Raw genomic sequence first — 20,979 nt, 5'->3', positions numbered from 1 at the left:
AGCACGACAATATTGTTGGTCACGAAGCGCTTGATCGGCTCGTCGAGGGCAAGCTCGATAAGGAGGAACGTAACCCCGACGAGAAGGCCGGCGAGCGCCGACTTGGCGAGAATGCGAGTCTCGTCCGCGGGGTGCAGAATAAAGGACGAGGCGACGAGAAACGCGGCCGCCACCAAACCGAGGACCGCCCCCGCCTTGGCGAAAGCGGCGCCGGGGTCCGACCCCCAGCACGCATTGACGAACAGATAGGCGATGAACAGGCCGAGCGCGATGCCGACCGGCGTGCGAAGCAGCGCCAGCGGGTGCCGCGGCTCGGCGCGCCAAACGTGGATCGCGGCAACAACCGCCAGCGCGCCCAGGATTGTCGGCAGCAGCCGCGGGATGGCCGCCGACGAGAAGCACAGAAGACCGAGCAGTCCGGCTTGAAGCCGGAACAGCGCGCTGCCACGAAGCGACAGGGTCTCTCCGGCGCGATGGACCGTCATGCTATGCCTCTCGCCCGCGGCCTAGCGGCCGGAGCGTTCCGGTTCCGCCGCCAACTCGATATGCCTGCAAGGTTCCCCCCTTGACCCGTGGGCAAAAGCTAGCGGTCTAGCCGCCGTTTGCCTATCGCTAGACCTTCTCCAACAGCAATAAATCCTGGAGTCTGTGGGACCAAGGGCGAGAATTTGGCGCTCCGGCCGCCTTTTTTCTTGACGGGGGCTAAGCCGCCTCGCTCTGGGAGGGGGTTTCGATGCCGCAAGGGCCCGTCGAGTCCGCGTCGACCGCCAGCGCGGCAATGATGGCCCTCATCATGGCCTCACGCAGTGAGGCACCGTGGGTCGCCAAGGCCAGTTCCAGCTCGACGGGGCTGATGCTGAGATAGACGGCAAGCGGATGGCGCGACGGCGTGACGTCGAGTTCGCATTCGAAGTCTGTATCGGTCATGGCCCTTCTCCTGGTCCGCAAGCCGGACCTTATTTGGGCTTTGCAAGCTATTGGAAGAATAGGACAGCTGGGCCCCAGGCGCCTTGATCTCGCTCAACAGAAAAACCCGTTGCCCTGCCCCAATTTGGGGAACCCAGAGCCAGCATCTTGGTTTAGCTCCCTGGCGACCCTCCGCCCGCATGGGCAACGGACGTCGCCAGCGCCGAAGGGGGTGCTCGATGATGCGAGATCTTATCATGGCTCTGATCCTGCTCGCCCTTGCCGCCATCCCCATGGCTTGGCTTGGCGGCGAGCCGAGGATCGCCGTGCAGAACATTGAGGCAAACCTCGGAAGGTGATCGGGGCGCTGTGACCCCCTCCTTCGCGCCGCCCTACGGCAATTGCTCGAGGGGAAGATGGAGAGCGGGCGCCCTCAGATGGTATAGCTTGGCAATACCGCCACGTGCCAATGCGCCCGTAGCTCAACGGATAGAGCACCAGACTTCGAATCTGGCGGTTGCACGTTCGAGCCGTGCCGGGCGCACCATTTTTCGCGAGAGAATCAGTTGTCGTCGCCAGGCCGCCAGTCAGCGACGGCCGCAAGGCCTGCCTCGGCCTGCCATCGTCCGCCGTGCGCCGGCGCGTCGGCCAGCGTGGCGAGCCAGCGCAGATACTCGGCCCGCGGGATCTCGCGAAAGCCCATCTGCGCCGTAGTGGCGTTCAGCCATTTGTTGTCGCACATGACGAAGCCCCAGCGGGCGAGATGCCAAGCGAGCACGGTGAAGCCGATCTTCGATGCGTTCGACTCGTGGAAGAACTGCGATTCGATGACGAACACGCGGCCCACGGCCACGCCATAGCCGCCGCCCGCCAATTCGCCGCACCGGTTCCACACCTCGAAAGTATGCACGTGCCCTGCATCGTAAAGCGCCGCATAGGCGCGCATCATGCGCGGCGTGATCCAGGTCAGGTGCAACCGGCCCTGGCGGCGCCCGGCACAGGCCTTGATCACGCCCTCGAAATCGCGATCGAAAGTGACGGTGTAGCGGTCCTGCCGCATCATGCTGCGCAGTCTTGTCGTGATATGGAACTCATCGAGCAGGAGGACGCCGCGCTTGGGCGGTGACAGCCACTTGGCCGGTCCGAAATGCGCATGGGGGAACAGGCCGCGCCGGTACGCGGCGAGCAGGGTCGGCACCGACAGGTCGTGCGCGATTCCGGCAAGCTCGCTATTGCCGCGGAGCGCGCCGGCATCCGGCAACGCGCGGCGCGGCGTGAACAAGCTTAAGAGCCATAGCCGCGCGAGCGGCAGAAGCCGCAGCACGCGTTTCAGCCTTAGCGCCCAGGCCGTGCCCAATACGACCCGCTCACAGGCCTCGAACGGCGTCTCGCGAAACAGGGCCGAGCGCTTGTCCTCTCTCGCGCCTCGCGCCGGACCGAACGATGCCGGCATGGCACGCGCTATGACCCTTTGCTCAGACAAGGCTTCTCCCCTCGCGGCTGTTCCCGACGGCCAACAGGAAAGCAAAGACTAGCAAGCGCCGTGCCGCCACCGGAGCCCGTATCAGAACGAGGTTAATCAAGGTTGTTCTGGCGTCACGCCACCCGCCGGACCCGTGGCAACGAAAGGCCGCGCCGGGCGTTTACCTTCCACGAACGGAAAAACCAGGAGAGACCGACCATGATGGACAAGTCTCATGAGCAGGTCCGGGACACCGGCGGCGCCACACCGAACCTGGGTCAGAAGAAGGCCGCGCGCGAGAAGGCGAGCGACGAGAAGCTGAGCCACATGGAGAAGGGCTCATCGCCCGGCCAGGCGAAGCACAAAGAACAGAAGACAGACAAGAAGCGGAAGTAACCCGGGCCGGCTACCGGGGATTGCGCCTGCGGTCCCACAGCCGGCCATCGAGCACGCGCTGCACGCGCTCGCCGGCCGGAATGGCTTCCAGCTCGCGCGTGAACGCGCGGTATTCGTGCTTGGCATCCTCTTCCCCGAAGCCCTGGAGAATGGTGTTCCGCCATTCGAGGAGCCGTCGCCAGCCGCGCGCATCGCCGCCTTGCGTGGGCGGCGGCACGCCGGCGCCGACCATGCGGCGCATGACGATCTGCGCCGCTTCGCTTTCGTCATAGCCGGCCTTGACCAGGAGATCGATCACCGCGGCGGCGCGCGCGAGCAGGGTCGGACTGGGAGAGGCGCTGCGGCGGCGATCGCGTGCTTCGCCAGCAATTTCGGCTTCGCCCCGCTGCTTATTCGTGCCGAGGGCGGCTTCGAGATCGACGAGCGGCTGCAAGTCTTCCGGCGTGACCCCTTCCGCCGCAAGCTGGGCGATGACCGCATGCAGGCACTTCGCGCCGAGCGCGGTCTTGTCCCCGGCGCCGGGCGTATGGGTCTGCCGCAGCGCCCGGAGCGCCGCGCCAATACGATCCGCGGATGGCGAAATCGTTTCCATGTCTGCCATCCTAGCCAGGAAGACGTGCAAAAGGCCGCGATCGCCAGGATCGTCGGCGCCTTCATCTTGGCCCCGAGGGTTAAAAAATCGTTAGATGGCCGGCTTTGGTTCTCTTTGCCCCAGCCTTGCCAAGGAAGCGCGCCAGCGGCTAGAAGGGGCCGGTCAGGCCTGCTCGCTGCTTGCAAGGCCGCCACGCAAGGCCACATGGTGGCCCTGGTGGGGGATCGTCTAACGGTAGGACAGCGGACTCTGACTCCGCCAGTCTTGGTTCGAATCCAAGTCCCCCAGCCACCATCGCCTGATTTCAGGCTCTCAGTCGACGCTCACCAAACACTCCCGTTGCCCAAAAATCGCCCTGGGCATTCCGGCTTGGCACTCGCCGGCCGGGCGTCTAGTTTCGGTCTGGACACCGGGGAACCAAGATGGGCCGACCTCTGCGCAGCATCACGATCGTCGGCGGTGGCACCGCAGGCTGGCTTGCGGCCGCCTTTCTCAATCGCTTCTGCAAATCGCAAGAGACAAGGCACAAGCTCGAGATCACGCTGATCGAGTCGCCGGCGATTCCGATTATCGGCGTCGGCGAAGCCAGCCTTCCCGGCATGGTCGTGCTGCTAAACCAGCTCGGCATTTCGGAGTCCGAACTCTTCAAGCAAACGGATGCGACCTTCAAGGTCGCGGCGCATTTCATCGACTGGAACCGCGACGGCAAGGGCCGGCCGATCGAGTTCCTGAATGTCCTCAATGCCCCCGGCGCGATCGATGGACGCCAGCTCGCTGACTATTTCATCACATTCCACCCGGCGCGCGACGCGTCGGACGCCGGCCTCGAGTATGTGCGCTCGTTTTCGCCGGTCGTAGAGATCGTTCGTGACAATCTCGCACCGCGCCGGCCGGGCGCGCCCGAGTTCAGCGGCGAGATCGGATACACATATCATTTCGACGCCACCAAGCTCGCCGCATTCCTAAAGGACCACGCGACCAGCCGCGGCGTGAAGCACATTCTGGACGATGTCGACGCCGTCAATCTTGACGAGCGCGGCTTCGTCAAATCGCTCAACCTGCGCCGCCAGGGCGAGCACGCCATCGACCTCGTCATCGACTGCACCGGCTTTCGCGGCTCGATTCTTCAGCAGGCTTTGGGTGAACCTTTCGAACCTTATGGCGACTATCTGCTGAACGACCGCGCCGCCGTCGTGCAGATTCCGCACAAGAATCCCAACGTCATCGCACCGACAACGCGGGCGACCGCATTTTCAGCCGGTTGGAATTTCAACATCCCTCTGACGACGCGCGTCGGCACGGGCTACATCTTCTCCAGCAAGTTTATCTCCGACGACGAAGCCATCGCGGAGCTTCTCGCCTTTTACGGCGATCAGGCGAAGGGGGGCGAGCCGCGCATCATCCCCATGCGGACGGGCCGCGTGCGTAATGCGTGGGTCAAGAACTGCGTCGCGTTGGGCCTTGCCAGCGGCTTCATCGAGCCCCTGGAGGCGACGGCGATTTTCATGACGGATCTCGGCGTGCGCTGGCTCCAGCACTACCTGCCGACGCAGGATTTCGAACCGGAACTCGCCGCCGCATATAATCGCCAGATAAGTCGCGTATTTGAAGAGGTGCGCGATTTCGTGCAGGCTCATTATCATCTCAATAATCGCCAGGACACCGAGTATTGGAGAACCGCGCGGGAAGGCATGAAACTCTCCGAGCGCCTCCAAGAAAACCTCAAAGTGTGGCGGCACACGACGCCAGAAGTTCTGGACCTGGAGAGTTCATTTCTCTTCAGCAGTCCGGTTTACACGCTTCTCCTGATCGCCAAAGGCTTTTACAAAGACGTTCGGTTGGCGCGGGCGCCGTCCCTGAACCCTGCCGCGTTCAAGCAGTACCGCGCCGCCGCGCGCCGCGCGCGTCCCGGTCAGCTCACGGGTCTCATCAGCCACGCCGAGTTTCTGAAAACCGGGGGCGCGGCGCCGGTCGACCCATTGGTAAGTCTACGCCCGGCCGAGGCGCCGGCCTTCCGACCAACCAGCACGAGCATCAAGCTCCCAAGCCAGGCGTTATTTCCATCCGTCCGGCCCAAGCCGAAGCGTTGATATTGACGTCCTCGCTTGCGGTCATTCGAAGTGCTTTGCAAGCAAAGCTCGTGTCCCCGCGAAGGCGGGGACCCAGCTGCCACGACTTCTTTTGGCTGCCGGAAATCTGTTCTTCAGGGCCGTGGGTGATCCTCCTGGCTTCTCGTTAGTCACCCCCTGACGGAACCATTCGCCCAGCTAATCAGTTGAGGGAGCTAGCCACCTGGCAAGTGGCCCTCGGAACGGGGCTGGTCGAAAATGTCAACTGCCTTCGATGTCCTCCTGACGACAGCGCTCCTCGTGATAGCAGCGACCACCATTGGTCAGCTTGTTAGCGTGTATAGGGGCACAAGATCGCGGGGAGCGGAGAATTCGTCAGGCGCTTCGCATCCCTCAGCGATGCTCCCGGATTGACTCCGTACGTCACCGCGAAAGCGGGGAACCAGGACTGGGCCCTGACCTAAACATCCGTGAAAGCTAGTTTGGCGCGCCACCGCGGCGTATGATGCCCATGAGAGGCGTGAGCGCCTGTCCCTTGCGGCGATCGACCGCTAGCCACAGCGCTGACGACCATCAAGCCGCCACGGCGGGCGGACCTGGGCCGCCAGTCCTACTCCCTCGAACAAATCTCTAGTGCCGCTCGCGGCCCCCTTGACCTGAAGGGAGGCAAGCCGCCAGCGCGTCGAAGCCGGCGGGACATCATCATTATCAAAAACGGCTAGGAGAATTCCGCAACGAACGCCAGCGAAGGAGAACCACCATGGCATGGCAGATACCACAATCGCAGACGATAGCGGGCATAGTCGCCGATCTTGGCACAACCGACGACGTCTTCGTGGCGAGCGGCGTGACCATCGCATCGACGGCAAGCTTAACGATTTTCGGCACCGGCAGCAGCCACGAGGTGCTGATCTACGGCACCGTCGCGAACCCCGTTACCAATCCGATTCTCCTGGGCGACAACGTGGCGTCCGATAGCGGCGAGACGGTGACCATCAAGCCTGGCGGCCAGGTTCATGCCTTCGAGCTTGGATCCGTGGCGATTGTCTTTTTCGCGATGAATTCACACGTGACGAACCAGGGGCTGATCGCTGCGCCAGACGGCTCTGGAATCGTTCTTGGCGGCGAGAGCGCCACGACGGCGTCGACGATCGTCAACAGCGGCACGATCGATGCCGGTCTCAACGCTATCGCTAGAAATATCGCTTCCACCGAAACGCTTGTTCTCCAGAACAGCGGCCTGATCTCCGGCGGCGACGCGGCTTATGCCCCATTTGGCGGTGGCAATCCCAACGCAAGAGATCTGATCACCAACACTGGGCAGATGATTGGCGACATTCTCCTTGCCGCCGGCAACGACGTCTATAACGGCGCCCAAGGCCGCCTGTCCGGCGATGTCTTCGGCGGAGCCGGCAACGATGTCATCACCGGCGGCATCGACCATGACACCTTCTTCGGCGACGACGGCAACGACACGCTGACTGGCGGTCTCGGCAGGGACCGCCTCACCGGCGGCGCGGACCGCGACTTCTTCGATTTCAACTCGGTCAAGGAAAGCGTCAAGGGCGCGAACCGGGACATGATCTTGGACTTCAACCGCGCGGACGATGATCGTATCGACCTCCGCACCATCGACGCCAAGACGGGCGTTGGCGGCAATCAGAACTTCAAGTTTATCGGCAAGAGCAAGTTTAACGACGAGAAGGGCGAGCTGCGTTATATCGACAAGGGCTCGACGGTGATCGTCCAGGGCGATGTGAACGGCGACGGCAAGGCCGATTTCGAGATCTTCGTCGCCGTGGGCGCGCTCGCCAAGGGCGACTTCATTCTGTAGGACCTTGCAGCGATAGCGCGAGGGCGGGGAGCCGGCTCCGGCGGTTCTCTTCGTCTCGTCCAACGCGCGAAGGCGGCTCGCCGCGTGAACATGCGCTGAACGCTGCGTTCAGGCCCGCTTCAAAGCGATTTTCCTAAAACGCTTACTCGAATGAAGTGCTGCGATCCCGGCGGCACACAAATTGGAGTAAGCACCATGACCTTCCGGACCTTCCTCATCACCGGCGCCGCGGCCTTGACCATGACCGCCGCCGTCGCACCCGCCCATGCCGGCTCGTATATTTCCGTCGAGCAGTATGGCTGGGGCAATGCCTCAGGCAGCGCGCAGACCGGCCGCAAGAATCGCCTGACCGTCTACCAGAACGGCTATTACAACGATGCGATCGGCGCCCAGACCGGCAAGCACAACCGCATCGTCATCGGCCAGGACGGCAAGCGGAACAATGCCAACGCCGCGCAGTACGGGCACGGCAACATCGCCGGCATCGCCCAGTTCGGCAAGGGCCACACGGCCTTCACCACGCAGGACGGTTACGGCAACGCCGTCGGCGTGATCCAAGCCGGCCGCGGCAACAAGGCCAATGTCACGCAAGTCGGCCGGGGCAACATCTCGGTCATCGTCCAGGACTGATCAAGGTTTGAATCGAGAAAGGTGATTCCCATGTCATCCATCATCGCAAAATCGTTCGCCGCTCTGCTGCCGCTCGGCCTTGCCTTCGGCGCGAGCGCCGGAGGCGACGTACCGCCGTCCGCAGCCGACCAGCCGTCATGCGACATCCGCGTCGCCCATCAAGGCGGCAGCGTCGTGCTGGAAGGCCTCGTCTATGCGCCCGAGCCCATCTCGGGCGTCTACCAGCTGCAGGTCTCTCAAAGCGGCGCCAATCGCTCCAATATCCGCCAGGGCGGAGAATTCGAGGCGGTCCCCGGCGCGCCCGCGTCGCTCGGCACGGTGACTCTGTCGCTCGGCTCGGGCGGCTATGTCGCCACCTTGAACGTGCAGTGGGACGGCGGCGCCACCGATTGCACGCGCCATGTCGGCAATGGCACGCAACTCTGACGCTCTCAGCACACCAGGAGACACGACCATGTTCGCATCAACCATCAAGGCCGGCCTTGCCGCCGCCGTCATCGCCGTCGCGGCGAGCGGCCCGGCATCGGCCGGCAGCTTCACCCTGTCGCTGACGCCGAAGGGCGAGAGCGCCGACGTCATCCGCCATGGGCTCCAGATCTACGGCATGGTCAATGAGCTCAAAGGCAAGAACCACGCCAAGGTCGACCAGAAGGGCCGCAACAACGCGGCGGCGGTCAGCCAGAAGGGCAAAGGCAATTCCGGCCTCGTCTATCAGCGCGGCGACAACCACGCCGCCACCCTGACCCAGGCGGGCCGCAACAACGCCTTCGGCATCTTCCAGTTCGGCCGCGCCACCAATGTCGACGTGGCGCAGTACGGCAAGGGCGATGTCGGCCTCGTGTTCCAGGGCGGCTGGTAAGCGCCCATGGCGCTATCGAGTGGCGGATGGCGCGTGGGGCTGCGCGCCATTTGACCCTCGTGCGCAAGACTTTATGGTTGCAGACCGACCCAGAACCGATGCGCCCTGATGGCGTTCCTAGAGCGCGCCGAGCGGGTCGGCTTGCGAAGGGGGAGCACATGCAACGGGCCGCGACATCTCTCATGTGCCTTGGCGTCTTGCTGCTGTTTGGGTGCGGCGATCCAGGTCCACAAGGCGAGCCAGGGCCGACCGGACCGCAAGGTGAAACCGGCCCGCGGGGTCCGGCCGGCCCCGCCGGGCCGCAAGGGGAAGCCGGCCCGGAAGGCCCGACTGGTCCCCAAGGCGAGACGGGGCCGCAAGGACCGGCCGGCCCGCAAGGAGAGCGCGGCGATCCCGGTCCCAAGGGTGAGACGGGAGCGCGCGGGCCGCAAGGCGACCCAGGCGTGCCCGGTACGTCCGGCATCCGCATGCTCGAGCCGGTCGGCGGCGGCAAACGCGCCTCCTGCGCGGCCGGCGAGATCATGATCGGCGCCTACTGCATCGGGACTTACGTCTCCTATCCCCTCCAGGTCGGCAACAACGAGGCATGGTGCTCGGCCGGCGCCGGCTCAGACGTGAAGGTCGTGGTCATCTGCGGCAAGCAGTAGCGCGGCAAGCTTACAAGAGCGGCACGAAGTAGTTCACGATCGCCCGGAACTGCGTGAGGTCGTCGCTCGGAAAGCCCAGCCCGAACACCTGCCAATCGATATATTCCAGTTCCACGCGCAAGCCCTGAAGTCGCCCCTCGTGCGGCTGATACACGAAGCGCAGATCGAGCTCGTCCTGGTCGGCGAACCCGCCATTGGTGGCGAGATCGGGTGTGCCATCCCCTTTGCCCCAGGCCACCTGAAACGTCACGCCTTCGAGGCCGATCCTCGCGAAGTCGTAGGACAGCGACAACATGTAGGCGCGCACGCTGGCCTGCTCGAAACTTGTGATGACCATGGCGGTGTACGACGTGCTGAAGCCGAACGGCTTTTGAATGTCCGCTTCGTCTCCGGTCTGCGACGCCGCGCCGGTGAACACGAACCCCCCATAACTTGCCACGAGCCGGGCCGAAGCCTGATAGGTGTCGCAAGGCGCGCCGGCGATCAGATCCGCGCCCACCGTCCTCTGGTCGAGAATGTTGGCGCCGACCCGCAGGCTCGGGCCGACGTCACCGTCGCGCAACACATAGTCGATCTCCGCATAGGCTGTGTTAAGCGCGTCGCTGACCCAATAATTGGCGATACCGGCATGCCATGATCGCGCGCTGTAGCTCGCGCCGGTGATGAGCATGCCTTCGTCGTCATCGACGCCGAGCCCTTCGCTGAACGAGATGAAGTCGCCGTCGTTCCACGGCTTGTAGCGCGTGAGATAGGACGCGATGTAGTCGAACGGCGCATGGTCCTCGGGTAACAGCACGATGCCCTCGAACGTCAGGGGGATCATCCTGATATCGTACGGATTGACGTAAGGCGTACGCACCAGCTGCCGGCCGGCTGTGACCTGTTGGCCGGCAAACTTGATGCGCCCGTGGATCTGGCCAAGCGTGGTGATTTGATCGCCGTCCGGCGAGAGGTTGTCCGTGTCCCCGGCCTCCGCGTTCGCATAGAGCGGCTGCGTGGTGTAAAGCGCGCCGCGCAGCTGGAAGAAGTCGGCGAGATAGCCCGACTGATAGGCGATGTGGCCGCCGGTCGTCAGCGCCTCGGGCTCGTTAAGACCAAACTGATCCTCGTCGAACCAATAGGTCCGGCTGTGGGCCCTGAGGTTCATATCGCGAATGAACGTCGGGGCGGTCGGCCAGCGCGTCTCGCGCAGCTCTTCGAGCCGCGCCTCGCCCGGATCGACATGGCGCCTCAGGCCTCTCAGGTCCTCGCGCGGTTCGATCGGGCTCTCGAACCCCTCGCGGATCGGGCCATAGGCCTCGATGGCATTCGACGGAATCGGATAGTCCGTCGCGCCCTGAGCTAGCGCCTGGCCGGGCAGCGCAAGGAGGGCAAGCATCAAGACGCCGTTTCGAGCCATACCTCGAATAAGCCCGGCCATAGCCTCAGCCCCCACCGCAACGAGGTCATTCCTGGCTCAACCTGCCGAACCTAGCCGATTCTGAGAGGGGTTGCGAATTGCCGCGGCCCCCTATCGGGCTCCCGCTCGCGCGCCCGCTTTGCTAGTCTCCCGCCACGAAATCTCCCCGGCAACGCTAACAGGGTCGGTTCATGGTCAGACACACACGCCGCCGCGCGCTCGGCCTTCTCATCGCCGCCTGCGCCGGCGCCCGGCTCATGCCACTGCAGCGCGCCATCGCCGCCGAGGAAGACACCGAGGCGACGGACGAGACCGAAGGCACGGAGGAAACCGAGGAAGTCGAATGCTACGACTCCAAAGCCTTCGGCGCCTGGAAGGCGGAAGCGAGCGACAAGAGCGCTGGCGCCAGCATGAACGAGGTTCCCCCGCTCAAGGCCTGCGACCTGACCATGGAGATCCAGGTCAATTCGAAGTTCGAAGCGAGAATTTTCGTCACCGGCGATCCCGACAAGACGCCGCTGCCAGAAGAATTTCTCGTCAAGGCGGAGAATAGGCTGATCGCCAAGGCGGCGGACGGCACGGTGGCAGTCGACGAACCATTGTGCGGCAACTGCACCGACATCTACGACGACGCGGTGAGCATCGTGCTCCCGCTCGCCACGGCGCCCCTGTTCCGCGAGGAGAAGTCCGTCGAGCTCGCCATCAGGCTCGCCGGCAAGGACGAAGACTGCCGCTTCAAGATCGATACGGTCACTATGCGCAAGGCGCTCGACTGGGCCGAGGCGCGGCGCGACGCCTTGGCCAAGCAGCTGACCGACGACGAATGCGTGTCGCCCGAGGGCTGCTTCATCACCACGGCCTGCTGCGAGGTGCTCGGCCTCGGCGACGACTGCTTCGAGCTGCGCACGCTCCGCCGCTACCGCGACGAGGTGCTGGCGAAAGCGCCGGGAGGCGAGGCCGCGATCGCGCGCTATTACGCGATGGCACCGCAAATCCTTGCGCGGCTGCCCGCAGCAACGCGCGACGCCCGGCTCTCTCTCGTCTACGCCTGCTACATCCTGCCGAGCGCCATCGCCGCAAGGCTCGGCTTCGACGCGCTCGCTTACCGTATCTATGTGCGCATGCTGAACGAACTTGCCCCCGAGATGCCGGACATGACAACGGGCGCAGGCTGTGGCCTGCGCCCGTTGCCGCGAACCTAGCCTCGAGCTTAGCTCACAGCCTCGCCGTCCTCGAACGACAGCGGCTCGCCGATGGGCTCGAATGCCCACACCATGGCGTCGCCGGTGGCGTTGCAGAGGAACAGGTCGCCGGCGTCGTTTTCGACGAACACCACATAGCCCGGGTCGTCGGTCAGCCCGTCGGAGGCGCTCGTGAGCACGAAGCCGCCGTCGGTGAGATAGGCCACGCAGACCTCCTCGGCGACGGTCTGCGGGTTATCCTCGAACTCTCCATCGGAGGTCAGCTGCAGGCCGATCAGCTCGGCGCCCGAGCCGTCAAGGAGGTCGTCCTTCACCAGGGTGTAGGAATAAACCGCCCCGGTATCGTCAGCGTCGCACATCCACAAATTGCCCTCGGCGTCGTTGAGCCATACCAGGCTGAAGCCGATGCCGCTGCCGTCCTCGACGGCGCCGATAGCCTCGACCGGCTGGATCGGGTTGATCGCCGAGCAGGCTTCGATCGCCGCTTCGTGGGTGATCTCGCCGGTCTTGGCGTTGACCGGAGCCAACGCAAGCACGGCAAGGGAGAGCGCGCCGACGGCGGCGCCGAGCATCAACGTTTTGGGGGTCATTTTTCAGTCTCCTTCGGACATGTGCCAGGGCGGGATTGCCTTTTGGCTTGGCCCACAAGTGGCGAGCCGAAAGGGCGCTCACTGTGAGCCGTGTCACACTGGCCCAAAGCGGTCCCGGCATCGCCCGATTGAGGCCAGCCCGGCGCCCCACTCCCCGGTTAGGCTTTTTATTCAGCGGCCTAGGAACCCTGAACCGGGGTCGCGCATTGAGATGCGGGAATGCCGGACGGGAGCGGCCGCCGGTCTTCGAGATTGAGGGATCTCGTGCCGTAGCTGTCCTTGCTTACCAAGCGCGAGCGTGCCGGCGGTCCGACCGCGGCGCGGATATGGCGTAACGCCGGAACACGGGGTGGTTTGTGTTGCGTACCAAGCTTCCAAGCTTCGCGTTTGCGCCGACGGCCGTTGCTCCGAGCACGGCACGAGAATTTGTTCAAGCACGACATGGAGTATCAGCGCGCTACGGGGCACGAATGCGCGCGTTCAAGGGGCAGTGGGGCGAATGCCGCGCGGCGTGTACCCGTGCGGCCAAAGAAGGGAGTCAATAACGATGATGAGTTCCACGATGCCCTTGGCCGAGCGCCTCGACTGGCACCCGGTTCATCGCGCTAACGCGCTGCTGCGCCGGGCGCTGCTCAATTCGGCGGCCATCTCCCCCGATCCGGCGGAGATTTGGGACGACCGCATGATGCGTCCCGCCCATGCGTTCACAGGACTCGCCCACGGACCGGTCAGCATCACCTATCCGGCGTCACCGACGGAGCTGCTCGGTCTGACCTCAATCGACGATGAACAAGTCATCTGTCAGCCGCTTGTCACGTACGAACCCGATGGTAGCGCGCCTTATGAAGGTGCAACGGAGGGGTTCGTGATGCTCGATGGGGCTGCGCAGGCACAGCTCAAAGGATTTGTGGAAGCCTTCAACCGGCGGCAGCGGCAGGCGAGCCTGCTCGTGGCCTGCTCGGTCGCCATTGCCTTCACTCTGACCCTTGGCGGTCTCCTCCTCATGTTCAGCGTCACCGACCCGAAACCAACGCCGCAGGAAGACGTGACGCCGAAGGACGTCGCCTCCATCGCACGGAGCGCCGAGATCACGCCCCCTTTTCCTGATCGCATCCGCGTGCGGGCGAACCGGTCCGCCAAGGCCGCCCTTCTCTTGATCCGCGCCAAGGCCGATATGGAACCGCCGGCCATCGGCGCGGCTGCCGCAAGCGATGCCCGGGTTATTCACGCCACCACCGGGCGTCCGCTCGCGCTCGCCTCCCTCCTGCCGCTCGGATCGGCGCGCTACCTCCTACTGCGGGGACTTCCCGACCAAGCGGCGCTCTCGGCCGGGCGCAAGACGGGAACTGGCTCATGGATGGTCAAGGACGAAGACGTGCCAAGCCTCACCTTGACCCTCGGCGGCAGCGCGAGCGGCGACTATCCGGTCGACGTCTATCTGCTCGAAGCGAATAGCGGGCCGCAGGCGCGGCGCAGTCTCGTGTTGCGTGTCGAGCCCGCGCCGCGGCTCTACACAGCGGGGCTGAGCCTCGGCTGGCCGTTGGCCCAACCCACGTCTGAGGCGGCGACGCCCGAAGCAACCGAAACGCCCCCGGTGGCCGTGCCCACGATCGAGCCGCGCGCCCTAGTTGAGCGGGCGCACACCCTACTCGCCGAAGGCGACATAGCCGGAGCACGGCTCATCCTCATGCATTTGGCGGAGCGCGGCGACGGGGACGCGGCCTATGCGCTCGCCAGCACCTACGATCTAGGCGCGCTTGGTCGGTATGGCGCGAATGGCGTGGCCGGCGACCCGGCCATGGCGCGCGCCTGGTATGAGCGCGCGGCACGCCAAGGGCACGCGGGCGCGGCCCAACGCCTGAAGGCCACCGCCGGCGGCTTGGCGGCCGAATAGCCTAAACGACGTGGCGGCGCCTGAGCTCGGCGAGCACCATGTCCGCAAGCGTCTCCGGACCGGTGTCGGTGGTCCTGAGCGCCAATTCGGCCTGCTCCGGCGGCTCGTAGGCCGAGTCGATGCCGGTGAAGTTGCGGATCAATCCGGCGCGCGCCTTGCGATAGAGACCCTTGGGATCGCGCGCCTCGCATATTTCGAGCGGAGTATCGACGAAGACCTCGATGAACTCGCCCTCGCCCACGAGCTCGCGCGCCATGCGCCGTTCCGAGCGGAACGGCGAGATGAACGACACCATGACGATCAGCCCGGCATCGACGAACAACCGCGCCGCCTCGGCGATGCGCCTGATGTTCTCCACACGGTCCGCGTCGGTAAAGCCGAGATCCTTGTTGAGGCCATGCCGCACGTTGTCGCCGTCGAGCATGTAGGTGTGGCGGCCGAGCGCGTGCAGCCGCCTCTCCAGCGTGTTGGCGATGGTGGACTTGCCGGATCCCGACAAGCCGGTAAACCACAATACGCAGGGCTTCTGGCCTTTAAGGCCCGCACGCGCCGACTTGTCGATGAAGAGCTCCTGCCATTGAACGTTGGTTGCCCGCCGCAGGCCGAATTCTATCATGCCGGCCGCCACGGTGGCATTGGTGAAGCGGTCGATCAGGATGAAGCTGCCGGTCTCGGCATTCTGCGCGTACGGGTCAAATACCAGCGGCTTCGCCATGCTGAGATTGCACAGGCCGACTTCGTTCAGCTCAAGTGTCTTGCCGGCCACGTGATCGAGATTGTCGACGTTGAGCTTGTATTTGAGGGTCGAGATGGTGGCCGTCGTGGTCTGGCTGCCGCATCGGACGGTGTAGGCCCGTCCGGGCAGCATGGCCTCCTCGTCGAACCAGATCACCTTCGCGGCGACCTGATCGGCCACCGACGGTGTGGCCTCGGGTCCCGTGACTACGTCGCCGCGGCTGACGTCGACTTCCTCGGCGAAGGTGAGCGTCACCGCATCGCCTTCATGCGCCTCGTCGAGATCGCCGTCGGCCGTGACGATCCGCGCCACGTGAACGCGTCTTCCAGACGGGTGGATCACCACTTCCTCCCCGACCTTCATGCTCCCGCTCGCCACAGTGCCGGCATAGCCGCGAAAATCGAGATGCGGCCGGTTCACCCACTGCACGGGAAAGCGGAACGGCCGGGCCGCCGACCTGTCGGCGACGTCCACCGTCTCCAAATGCCCGAGCAAGGTTGGCCCGTGATACCAGTGCATGTGGGCGCTCGGCGCCGTCACGTTGTCGCCCCGGAGTGCCGACACGGGGATGGTGGTGATGAGCTCGAAACCAAGCGGCTCGGCAAACCCCAGAAAATCCTCGGCGATGGCCTCGAACTTCGCCTGATCAAAATCGATCAAGTCCATCTTGTTGACCGCCACCGTCGCCTTTTTGATGCCAAGCAGCGACAAGATGCAGGCATGGCGGCGCGTCTGCGTCAGCACGCCTAGCCGTGCGTCGACGAGCAGCACGGCGAAATCGCAATTGGACGCGCCCGTCGCCATGTTGCGCGTGTACTGCACGTGGCCCGGCGTGTCGGCGACGATGAACTTCCGCCGCGGCGTGGCGAAATAGCGGTAGGCCACGTCGATGGTGATGCCCTGCTCGCGCTCGGCTTGAAGGCCGTCGACCAGTAGCGAAAGATCCAGCTCGCCGGCACGGTTCGCGCTCGGACGCCGCGAGTCGCGCTCAAGCGTCCTCAACTGATCCTCGAACACGAGCGCCGAGTCGTATAGCAGCCGGCCGATCAACGTGCTCTTGCCGTCATCCACGCTGCCGCAGGTGAGGAAGCGCAGCAGCCCCCGGTTCTCTTCGGCCACTATGCGCGCCGCGAGCCGGTCGCCGGCGCTCTCCTTCTCTTTGCCGACTACACTCAACTGCGGCATCAGAAGTAGCCCTCCTGCTTCTTCTTCTCCATCGAGCCCACCTGATCGTGGTCGATGACGCGTCCCTGACGTTCGGAGTGCCGCGAGGCAATGAGCTCTTCGATGACCTCCGGGACCGTGGTCGCATCGGATTCGATGGCGCCGGTCAGCGGATAGCACCCGAGCGTACGGAACCGCACCTTCTTCATCTCGGGCGTCTCGCCGGGGTCGATCGGCAGCCGGTCGTCGTCAACCATGATCCATGTCCCGCCGCGCTCGATCACCGGCCGCTCCTTGGCAAAATAGAGCGGCACTACGGGGATGTCTTCAAGATAGACGTAGGTCCACACGTCGACCTCGGTCCAGTTCGACAGCGGGAACACGCGCATGCTCTCGCCCGGCTTGACCTTGGTATTGGCGAGGTGCCAAAGCTCGGGCCGTTGACGCTTCGGATCCCAGTTGTGCGCGGCGTTGCGGAACGAGAACACCCGCTCCTTGGCGCGCGATTTTTCCTCGTCGCGCCGCGCCCCGCCGAATGCCGCATCGAAGCCGTGCTCGGCAAATGCCTGCTTGAGCGCCTCGGTCTTCATGATGTCGGTATGTAGCGCACTGCCATGCGTGATCGGAGAGATGCCGTCGCGCACACCCTGCTCATTGATGTGGACCATGAGATCGACGCCGAGCCGCTTGGCCTCCTTGTCGCGAAACTCGATCATTTCGCGGAACTTCCAGGTCGTATCCACATGCAGGAGCGGAAACGGCGGCTTGGCCGGATAGAAAGCCTTCATCGCCAGGTGCAGCAGTACCGAGGAGTCCTTGCCGATGGAATAAAGCATCACCGGGTGGCGGAACTCGGCCACGACCTCGCGCATGATGTGGATGCTCTCGGCCTCAAGCTGCCGGAGATAAGTGGATAGGCGCTGCTTCATGACCCTGCACTCAAACTCTTGTCCCTCTTGGCGGAGGACTTGCCGGGTTGAGGCTCGTCCTTACCGGCGCCGTGGCCGTTCTGGGCCTTGGCGTGCTCCTCGGCCTTCCGCTTCTCGGCGAGATAGCGATAGGCGCTGACCGGGATCAAGGCGAGATAGGCCACCGACCCCGCGGCGAGAGTGAGGGATGGATAGGTCAAAAGCAGGGCAATGAAAAGTGCCGCGAGCACAAAAACCGGGGGCACGTATTCCCGCCGGATTCTCTGGCCGATCATCTTGATCGAGAAGGTGGGCACATTGCTGACCATGAGCAGGGCGATGACGAGGGTGTAGACCAGCACCAGCGGCGTGAGAATGGGCAGATGCAGGCCGAGATCCTGGGCGTAGATCGGCAGCAACACGATGATGGCCCCCGCCGGGGCCGGCACCCCGACGAAGAATGCGTTCTTCCAGGCGGGCAAGTCGGTCCGGTCGAGCGACACATTGAAGCGGGCGAGACGGAGCGCCGAGCAGACCGCGAAGACAAGCACGGCAATCCAGCCGAGACTGCGCAAATCTTCAAGCGCCCAGTTGAACATGATGATGGCGGGCGCCACGCCGAAATTGACGAAGTCGGCGAGGCTGTCGAGCTCGGCGCCGAAGCGCGACGACGCTTTCAACAGACGCGCGACATGGCCGTCGATGCCGTCGAGAAATGCGGCGAACACGAGCGCGGCCACCGCCAGGTCCCAGCGGTGCTCGATGCCCATGCGGATCGCCGTAAGTCCGGCGCACAGGCCGACCAGTGTGAAGATGTTGGGGATGAGCACGCGGATGGGGACTTGGCCCCGGGCGAAGGCGAGCGGCCGCCGCTTATGGTCGTCTCTTTCGGGATCGAAGGGAGGAAACATGCCGCCTACACTCCCCCTGCTACGGATGCGGTTCGTGACCCGCCTGCAACGGACCGCTCGTCGCGCGTAAATGCCGCCAGCACCGTCTCGCCGCCGATCGCAGTCTGACCGACATCGGTAAACAATTCGGCGCTGGCCGGCAGGTAAAGGTCGACGCGGCTGCCGAAGCGGATCAGGCCGATGCGCTCGCCTCGCGCCACGCTAGCCCCCTCGCCCACAAATGTCACGATCCGTCGCGCCACGAGGCCGGCGATCAGCACGACGCCGATTTTCACGCCGCTCGCCGTCTCGACGACAAGTGCTTGGCGCTCGTTGTCCTCACTCGCCTTGTCCAGCTCGGCATTGACGAAGGCCCCCGGGACGTAGGTGCTGCGGACCACCCGGCCGGGCACCGGCGCGCGGACAATATGCACATCGAAGACAGACAGAAATACGGAAACCCGCGTCAGCGGATCAGGTCCCATCGCAAGCTCCCGCGGCGGCGGAACGCTCTCGGTAACGCTAACGACCTTCCCGTCGGCGGCGCTTACGATCAGCCCCGGACGGTCCGGCGTCACCCGGTCCGGATCGCGAAAGAAGTAGGCGCATGCCGCAGTGGCAAGCGCGGCGAGCCAGCCGAGCGGCGGCGCCACCAGGAACAGGAACAGCGTGGCCACGGCGAAGGCGGCGACGAATTTGTAGCCGTCCCGGTGAATGGGCACGAAGGCCCCTGCGATGCTGTCGAGCAGAGTATGCCGATGGTTCATGGCGTGTTGAGGTCCCCCGGTTTTGTCAGGTTGAGGCAAGCGCCTCGTCCTCCAGGCGCTCGGCGGCGCGGGAATCCGGAAGATCGCCCTCGTCGAGCGCGTGCGCAAGCCGTTCGCGCGCCTCGTCCGCCTCGCGCTGCCGCATCCACAGGCTCGCATAGAGGCCACCCTTGGCGAGCAGATCTGGATGCGTCCCCTGCTCGACGATCTGTCCCTGATCGAGCACGATGATGTTGTCGGCGTGCACCACCGTCGACAGACGGTGCGCGATCACCAGGCTCGTGCGGTCGCGCGCCACGCGCTCGAGAGCGTCCTGAATGTCTTTCTCCGTGTGGCTGTCGAGCGCCGAGGTCGCCTCGTCCAGCATCAGGACCGGCGGCGATTTGAGGATGGTGCGGGCGATAGCCACGCGTTGCTTCTCGCCGCCGGAGAGTTTCAGGCCACGCTCGCCGACCAACGAATCGTAGCCTTGCGGCAAGGTCATGATGAAGTCGTGGATCTGGGCGAGCCGCGCGGCCTCACGCACTTCCGCCGCCGTTGCGTCCGGCTTGCCGTAGCGAATGTTGTACTCAATCGTGTCGTTGAACAGGACCGTGTCCTGCGGGACCATGCCGATCGCCGCGCGGAGCGACTCTTGCGTCACCTCCTCGATGTTCTGGCCGTCGATGGCGACCTTGCCGCTCGACAGATCGTAGAACCGGAACAGGATACGAGAGATCGTGGACTTTCCCGCGCCAGACGGCCCGACAATGGCGACCATCTTGCCCGCCGGCACGTCGAAGCTCACATTCTTCAGGATCTGGCGCCCCGGCTCATAGGCGAACGAAACGTCGTCGAATGTGATCGCGCCTTTCGTCACGTTGAGCGGCTTGGCGCCCGGCCGGTCGACGATCTCCGCCGGCTCGTGCAGCAGGGCGAACATGGTCTCCATGTCGATCAGCCCCTGTTTGATCTCGCGATAGACCATGCCCATGAAGTTGAGCGGCATATAGAGTTGAATCATGATGGCGTTGATCATGACGAAGTCGCCTACGGTGAGCACGCCGCGCGTGACGTCGCGCGCCGCCAGCAGCATGCAGACGATCATGCCGAGGGTGAAGATCACCGCTTGTCCGGTATTCAGCACGCCGAGCGAAGTATAGGCGCGAACGGCCGCCTTCTCGTAGCGCCCCATGGACGCATCGAACCGCCGCGCCTCCAGCTCCTCGTTGCCGAAATATTTGACCGTCTCGAAATTGAGCAGGCTGTCGACCGCCTTGGAGTGCGCCTCGGTGTCGCTCTCGTTCATGTCGCGGCGGATGGCGATGCGCTTCTCGCTCGCGAAGAATGTGAACCACACATAGACGACGACGGTGGCGAACACGACCACCACATAGATCCAGCCGAAATACCAAGCGACCAGCCCTGCAATCAAAACGAGCTCGACCGCGGTCGGGATCGAGTTCAGCACCGCCATGCGCATGATGGTGTCGACGCCGGAGACGCCGCGTTCGATGACGCGGTTAAGCCCGCCCGTGCGCCGCTCCAGATGGAAGCGTAGCGAGAGTTCATGCAGGTGGCGGAAGGTGCGGTTTGCAAGCCGGCGCACGGCGTTCTGCGATACGACCGTGAACACCACGTCGCGCAGCTGCGCGAACAGCACCATCAGGATGCGGCCGACGCCATAGGCGATGATCAGCATGGCCGGCACGATGGCCAACCCGAGGAATGAGAGGTCCCCGCTAGCGCCTGCGGTCTTGTCCCCGGTGAGGAAGTCGACGGCGTTCTTGTAGGCGATCGGCACCGCCAAGGTCACGACCTTGGCAATCACGAGCGCGGCAAAGGCGAGGACCACGCGGAAGTGCAGATCGGGCCGGTTGCGCGGCCAGATATAGGGGACGAGCTCGCGCAACACGGCGAGGTGCCCCGCCCGCGCCTGGAGCACGGTGTCGCTTCTCGATTGCGGCAGTCGATCTTGCATGAAAAGTCTTTACTATCAGCGCGGTAGCGCGGCAAAAGGGGCAGCGTCAGGCGCTGCCCCTGCTCTGAAACCGA

At 64.4% G+C, this 20,979-nt stretch carries 20 protein-coding genes and 2 tRNA genes; 11 read left to right on the top strand and 11 right to left on the bottom strand.

The window, feature by feature from the left end:
* A partial coding sequence (locus ACRECX_RS11235; RefSeq protein ID WP_431558926.1) for a hypothetical protein occupies positions 1–485 on the bottom strand: 485 nt, incomplete at its 3' end.
* Positions 486–702: 217 nt separating this feature from the next.
* The gene (locus ACRECX_RS11230) at positions 703–927 is read right to left on the bottom strand and encodes a hypothetical protein (RefSeq protein ID WP_431558925.1); all 225 of its coding nucleotides are present in this window, start codon (positions 925–927) and stop codon (positions 703–705) included.
* Positions 928–1,377: 450 nt separating this feature from the next.
* Between ACRECX_RS11230 and ACRECX_RS11225 the strand changes: the two genes are divergently transcribed.
* Positions 1,378–1,453, top strand: a tRNA-Arg gene (locus tag ACRECX_RS11225).
* 15 nt (positions 1,454–1,468) lie between these two features.
* On the opposite strand, the gene ACRECX_RS11220 is transcribed toward ACRECX_RS11225, so the two are convergent.
* On the bottom strand, positions 1,469–2,389 hold the full coding sequence (locus ACRECX_RS11220) for a leucyl/phenylalanyl-tRNA--protein transferase (protein ID WP_431558924.1): 921 nt from the start codon (positions 2,387–2,389) through the stop codon (positions 1,469–1,471).
* A gap of 198 nt (positions 2,390–2,587) precedes the next feature.
* Between ACRECX_RS11220 and ACRECX_RS11215 the strand changes: the two genes are divergently transcribed.
* Positions 2,588–2,764 (top strand): hypothetical protein, encoded by a 177-nt coding sequence (locus ACRECX_RS11215; protein WP_431558923.1) that lies wholly within the window; start codon positions 2,588–2,590, stop codon positions 2,762–2,764.
* A gap of 10 nt (positions 2,765–2,774) precedes the next feature.
* Here ACRECX_RS11215 and ACRECX_RS11210 read toward each other — a convergent pair whose 3' ends face one another.
* Positions 2,775–3,356 carry a hypothetical protein gene (locus ACRECX_RS11210; RefSeq protein WP_431558922.1) on the bottom strand — a complete coding sequence of 194 codons (582 nt, stop codon included), beginning with the start codon at positions 3,354–3,356 and terminating at the stop codon, positions 2,775–2,777.
* Between the two features lie 217 nt (positions 3,357–3,573).
* Here ACRECX_RS11210 and ACRECX_RS11205 point away from each other — a divergent pair.
* The 7 genes from ACRECX_RS11205 to ACRECX_RS11175 all read left to right on the top strand — a co-directional run bounded on the left by ACRECX_RS11205 (position 3,574) and on the right by ACRECX_RS11175 (position 9,395).
* Positions 3,574–3,647 (top strand) — tRNA-Gln (locus ACRECX_RS11205).
* 131 nt (positions 3,648–3,778) lie between these two features.
* Positions 3,779–5,446, top strand: a complete 1,668-nt coding sequence (locus tag ACRECX_RS11200) for a tryptophan halogenase family protein (protein ID WP_431558921.1) — start codon at positions 3,779–3,781, stop codon at positions 5,444–5,446.
* Between the two features lie 739 nt (positions 5,447–6,185).
* Positions 6,186–7,259 (top strand): calcium-binding protein, encoded by a 1,074-nt coding sequence (locus tag ACRECX_RS11195; protein ID WP_431558920.1) that lies wholly within the window; start codon positions 6,186–6,188, stop codon positions 7,257–7,259.
* A gap of 195 nt (positions 7,260–7,454) precedes the next feature.
* Positions 7,455–7,889, top strand: coding sequence for a curlin (locus ACRECX_RS11190; RefSeq protein WP_431558919.1), 435 nt, complete (start codon positions 7,455–7,457; stop codon positions 7,887–7,889).
* A 30-nt stretch (positions 7,890–7,919) separates the two neighbouring features.
* Positions 7,920–8,315: a curli-like amyloid fiber formation chaperone CsgH gene (gene csgH, locus ACRECX_RS11185; protein ID WP_431558918.1), complete on the top strand. Its 396-nt coding sequence runs from the start codon at positions 7,920–7,922 to the stop codon at positions 8,313–8,315.
* Between the two features lie 28 nt (positions 8,316–8,343).
* On the top strand, positions 8,344–8,748 hold the full coding sequence (locus ACRECX_RS11180) for a curlin (RefSeq protein ID WP_431558917.1): 405 nt from the start codon (positions 8,344–8,346) through the stop codon (positions 8,746–8,748).
* A gap of 158 nt (positions 8,749–8,906) precedes the next feature.
* Entirely contained in the window at positions 8,907–9,395 is a 489-nt protein-coding gene (locus ACRECX_RS11175; RefSeq protein ID WP_431558916.1) for a hypothetical protein, read from the top strand.
* Positions 9,396–9,405: 10 nt separating this feature from the next.
* On the opposite strand, the gene ACRECX_RS11170 is transcribed toward ACRECX_RS11175, so the two are convergent.
* The gene (locus ACRECX_RS11170; RefSeq protein ID WP_431558915.1) at positions 9,406–10,773 is read right to left on the bottom strand and encodes an OprD family outer membrane porin; all 1,368 of its coding nucleotides are present in this window, start codon (positions 10,771–10,773) and stop codon (positions 9,406–9,408) included.
* Positions 10,774–10,985: 212 nt separating this feature from the next.
* Between ACRECX_RS11170 and ACRECX_RS11165 the strand changes: the two genes are divergently transcribed.
* Positions 10,986–11,996: a CFI-box-CTERM domain-containing protein gene (locus ACRECX_RS11165; protein WP_431558914.1), complete on the top strand. Its 1,011-nt coding sequence runs from the start codon at positions 10,986–10,988 to the stop codon at positions 11,994–11,996.
* An 8-nt stretch (positions 11,997–12,004) separates the two neighbouring features.
* Here ACRECX_RS11165 and ACRECX_RS11160 read toward each other — a convergent pair whose 3' ends face one another.
* Positions 12,005–12,586 (bottom strand): hypothetical protein, encoded by a 582-nt coding sequence (locus ACRECX_RS11160; RefSeq protein WP_431558913.1) that lies wholly within the window; start codon positions 12,584–12,586, stop codon positions 12,005–12,007.
* A 547-nt stretch (positions 12,587–13,133) separates the two neighbouring features.
* On the opposite strand from ACRECX_RS11160, the gene ACRECX_RS11155 reads away from it, so the two are divergent.
* Positions 13,134–14,480, top strand: coding sequence for a hypothetical protein (locus ACRECX_RS11155; RefSeq protein WP_431558912.1), 1,347 nt, complete (start codon positions 13,134–13,136; stop codon positions 14,478–14,480).
* Between the two features lies 1 nt (position 14,481).
* On the opposite strand, the gene cysN is transcribed toward ACRECX_RS11155, so the two are convergent.
* From cysN to ACRECX_RS11130, 5 genes are read right to left on the bottom strand one after another with little or no spacing between them, the layout of a single operon-like run.
* Positions 14,482–16,401, bottom strand: coding sequence for a sulfate adenylyltransferase subunit CysN (cysN, locus tag ACRECX_RS11150; protein WP_431558911.1), 1,920 nt, complete (start codon positions 16,399–16,401; stop codon positions 14,482–14,484).
* Entirely contained in the window at positions 16,401–17,309 is a 909-nt protein-coding gene (gene cysD / locus ACRECX_RS11145) for a sulfate adenylyltransferase subunit CysD (RefSeq protein ID WP_431558910.1), read from the bottom strand. The genes cysN and cysD overlap by 1 nt, the downstream gene beginning before the upstream one ends.
* Complete coding sequence (gene pssA, locus ACRECX_RS11140; RefSeq protein ID WP_431558909.1) at positions 17,306–18,199, bottom strand: CDP-diacylglycerol--serine O-phosphatidyltransferase; 894 nt, start codon at positions 18,197–18,199, stop codon at positions 17,306–17,308. The genes cysD and pssA overlap by 4 nt, the downstream gene beginning before the upstream one ends.
* Before the next feature lie 5 nt (positions 18,200–18,204).
* Complete coding sequence (locus tag ACRECX_RS11135) at positions 18,205–18,945, bottom strand: phosphatidylserine decarboxylase (protein WP_431558908.1); 741 nt, start codon at positions 18,943–18,945, stop codon at positions 18,205–18,207.
* A gap of 25 nt (positions 18,946–18,970) precedes the next feature.
* Positions 18,971–20,905: an ABCB family ABC transporter ATP-binding protein/permease gene (locus ACRECX_RS11130; protein WP_431558907.1), complete on the bottom strand. Its 1,935-nt coding sequence runs from the start codon at positions 20,903–20,905 to the stop codon at positions 18,971–18,973.
* Positions 20,906–20,979 lie beyond the last annotated feature (74 nt).

This window comes from Methyloceanibacter sp. (genome assembly GCF_050726195.1).
Taxonomy (GTDB): Bacteria; Pseudomonadota; Alphaproteobacteria; order Rhizobiales; family Methyloligellaceae; genus Methyloceanibacter.
Note: the sequence above shows the minus strand (reverse complement) of the source record. Positions and strands in the feature narration are given on the sequence as shown.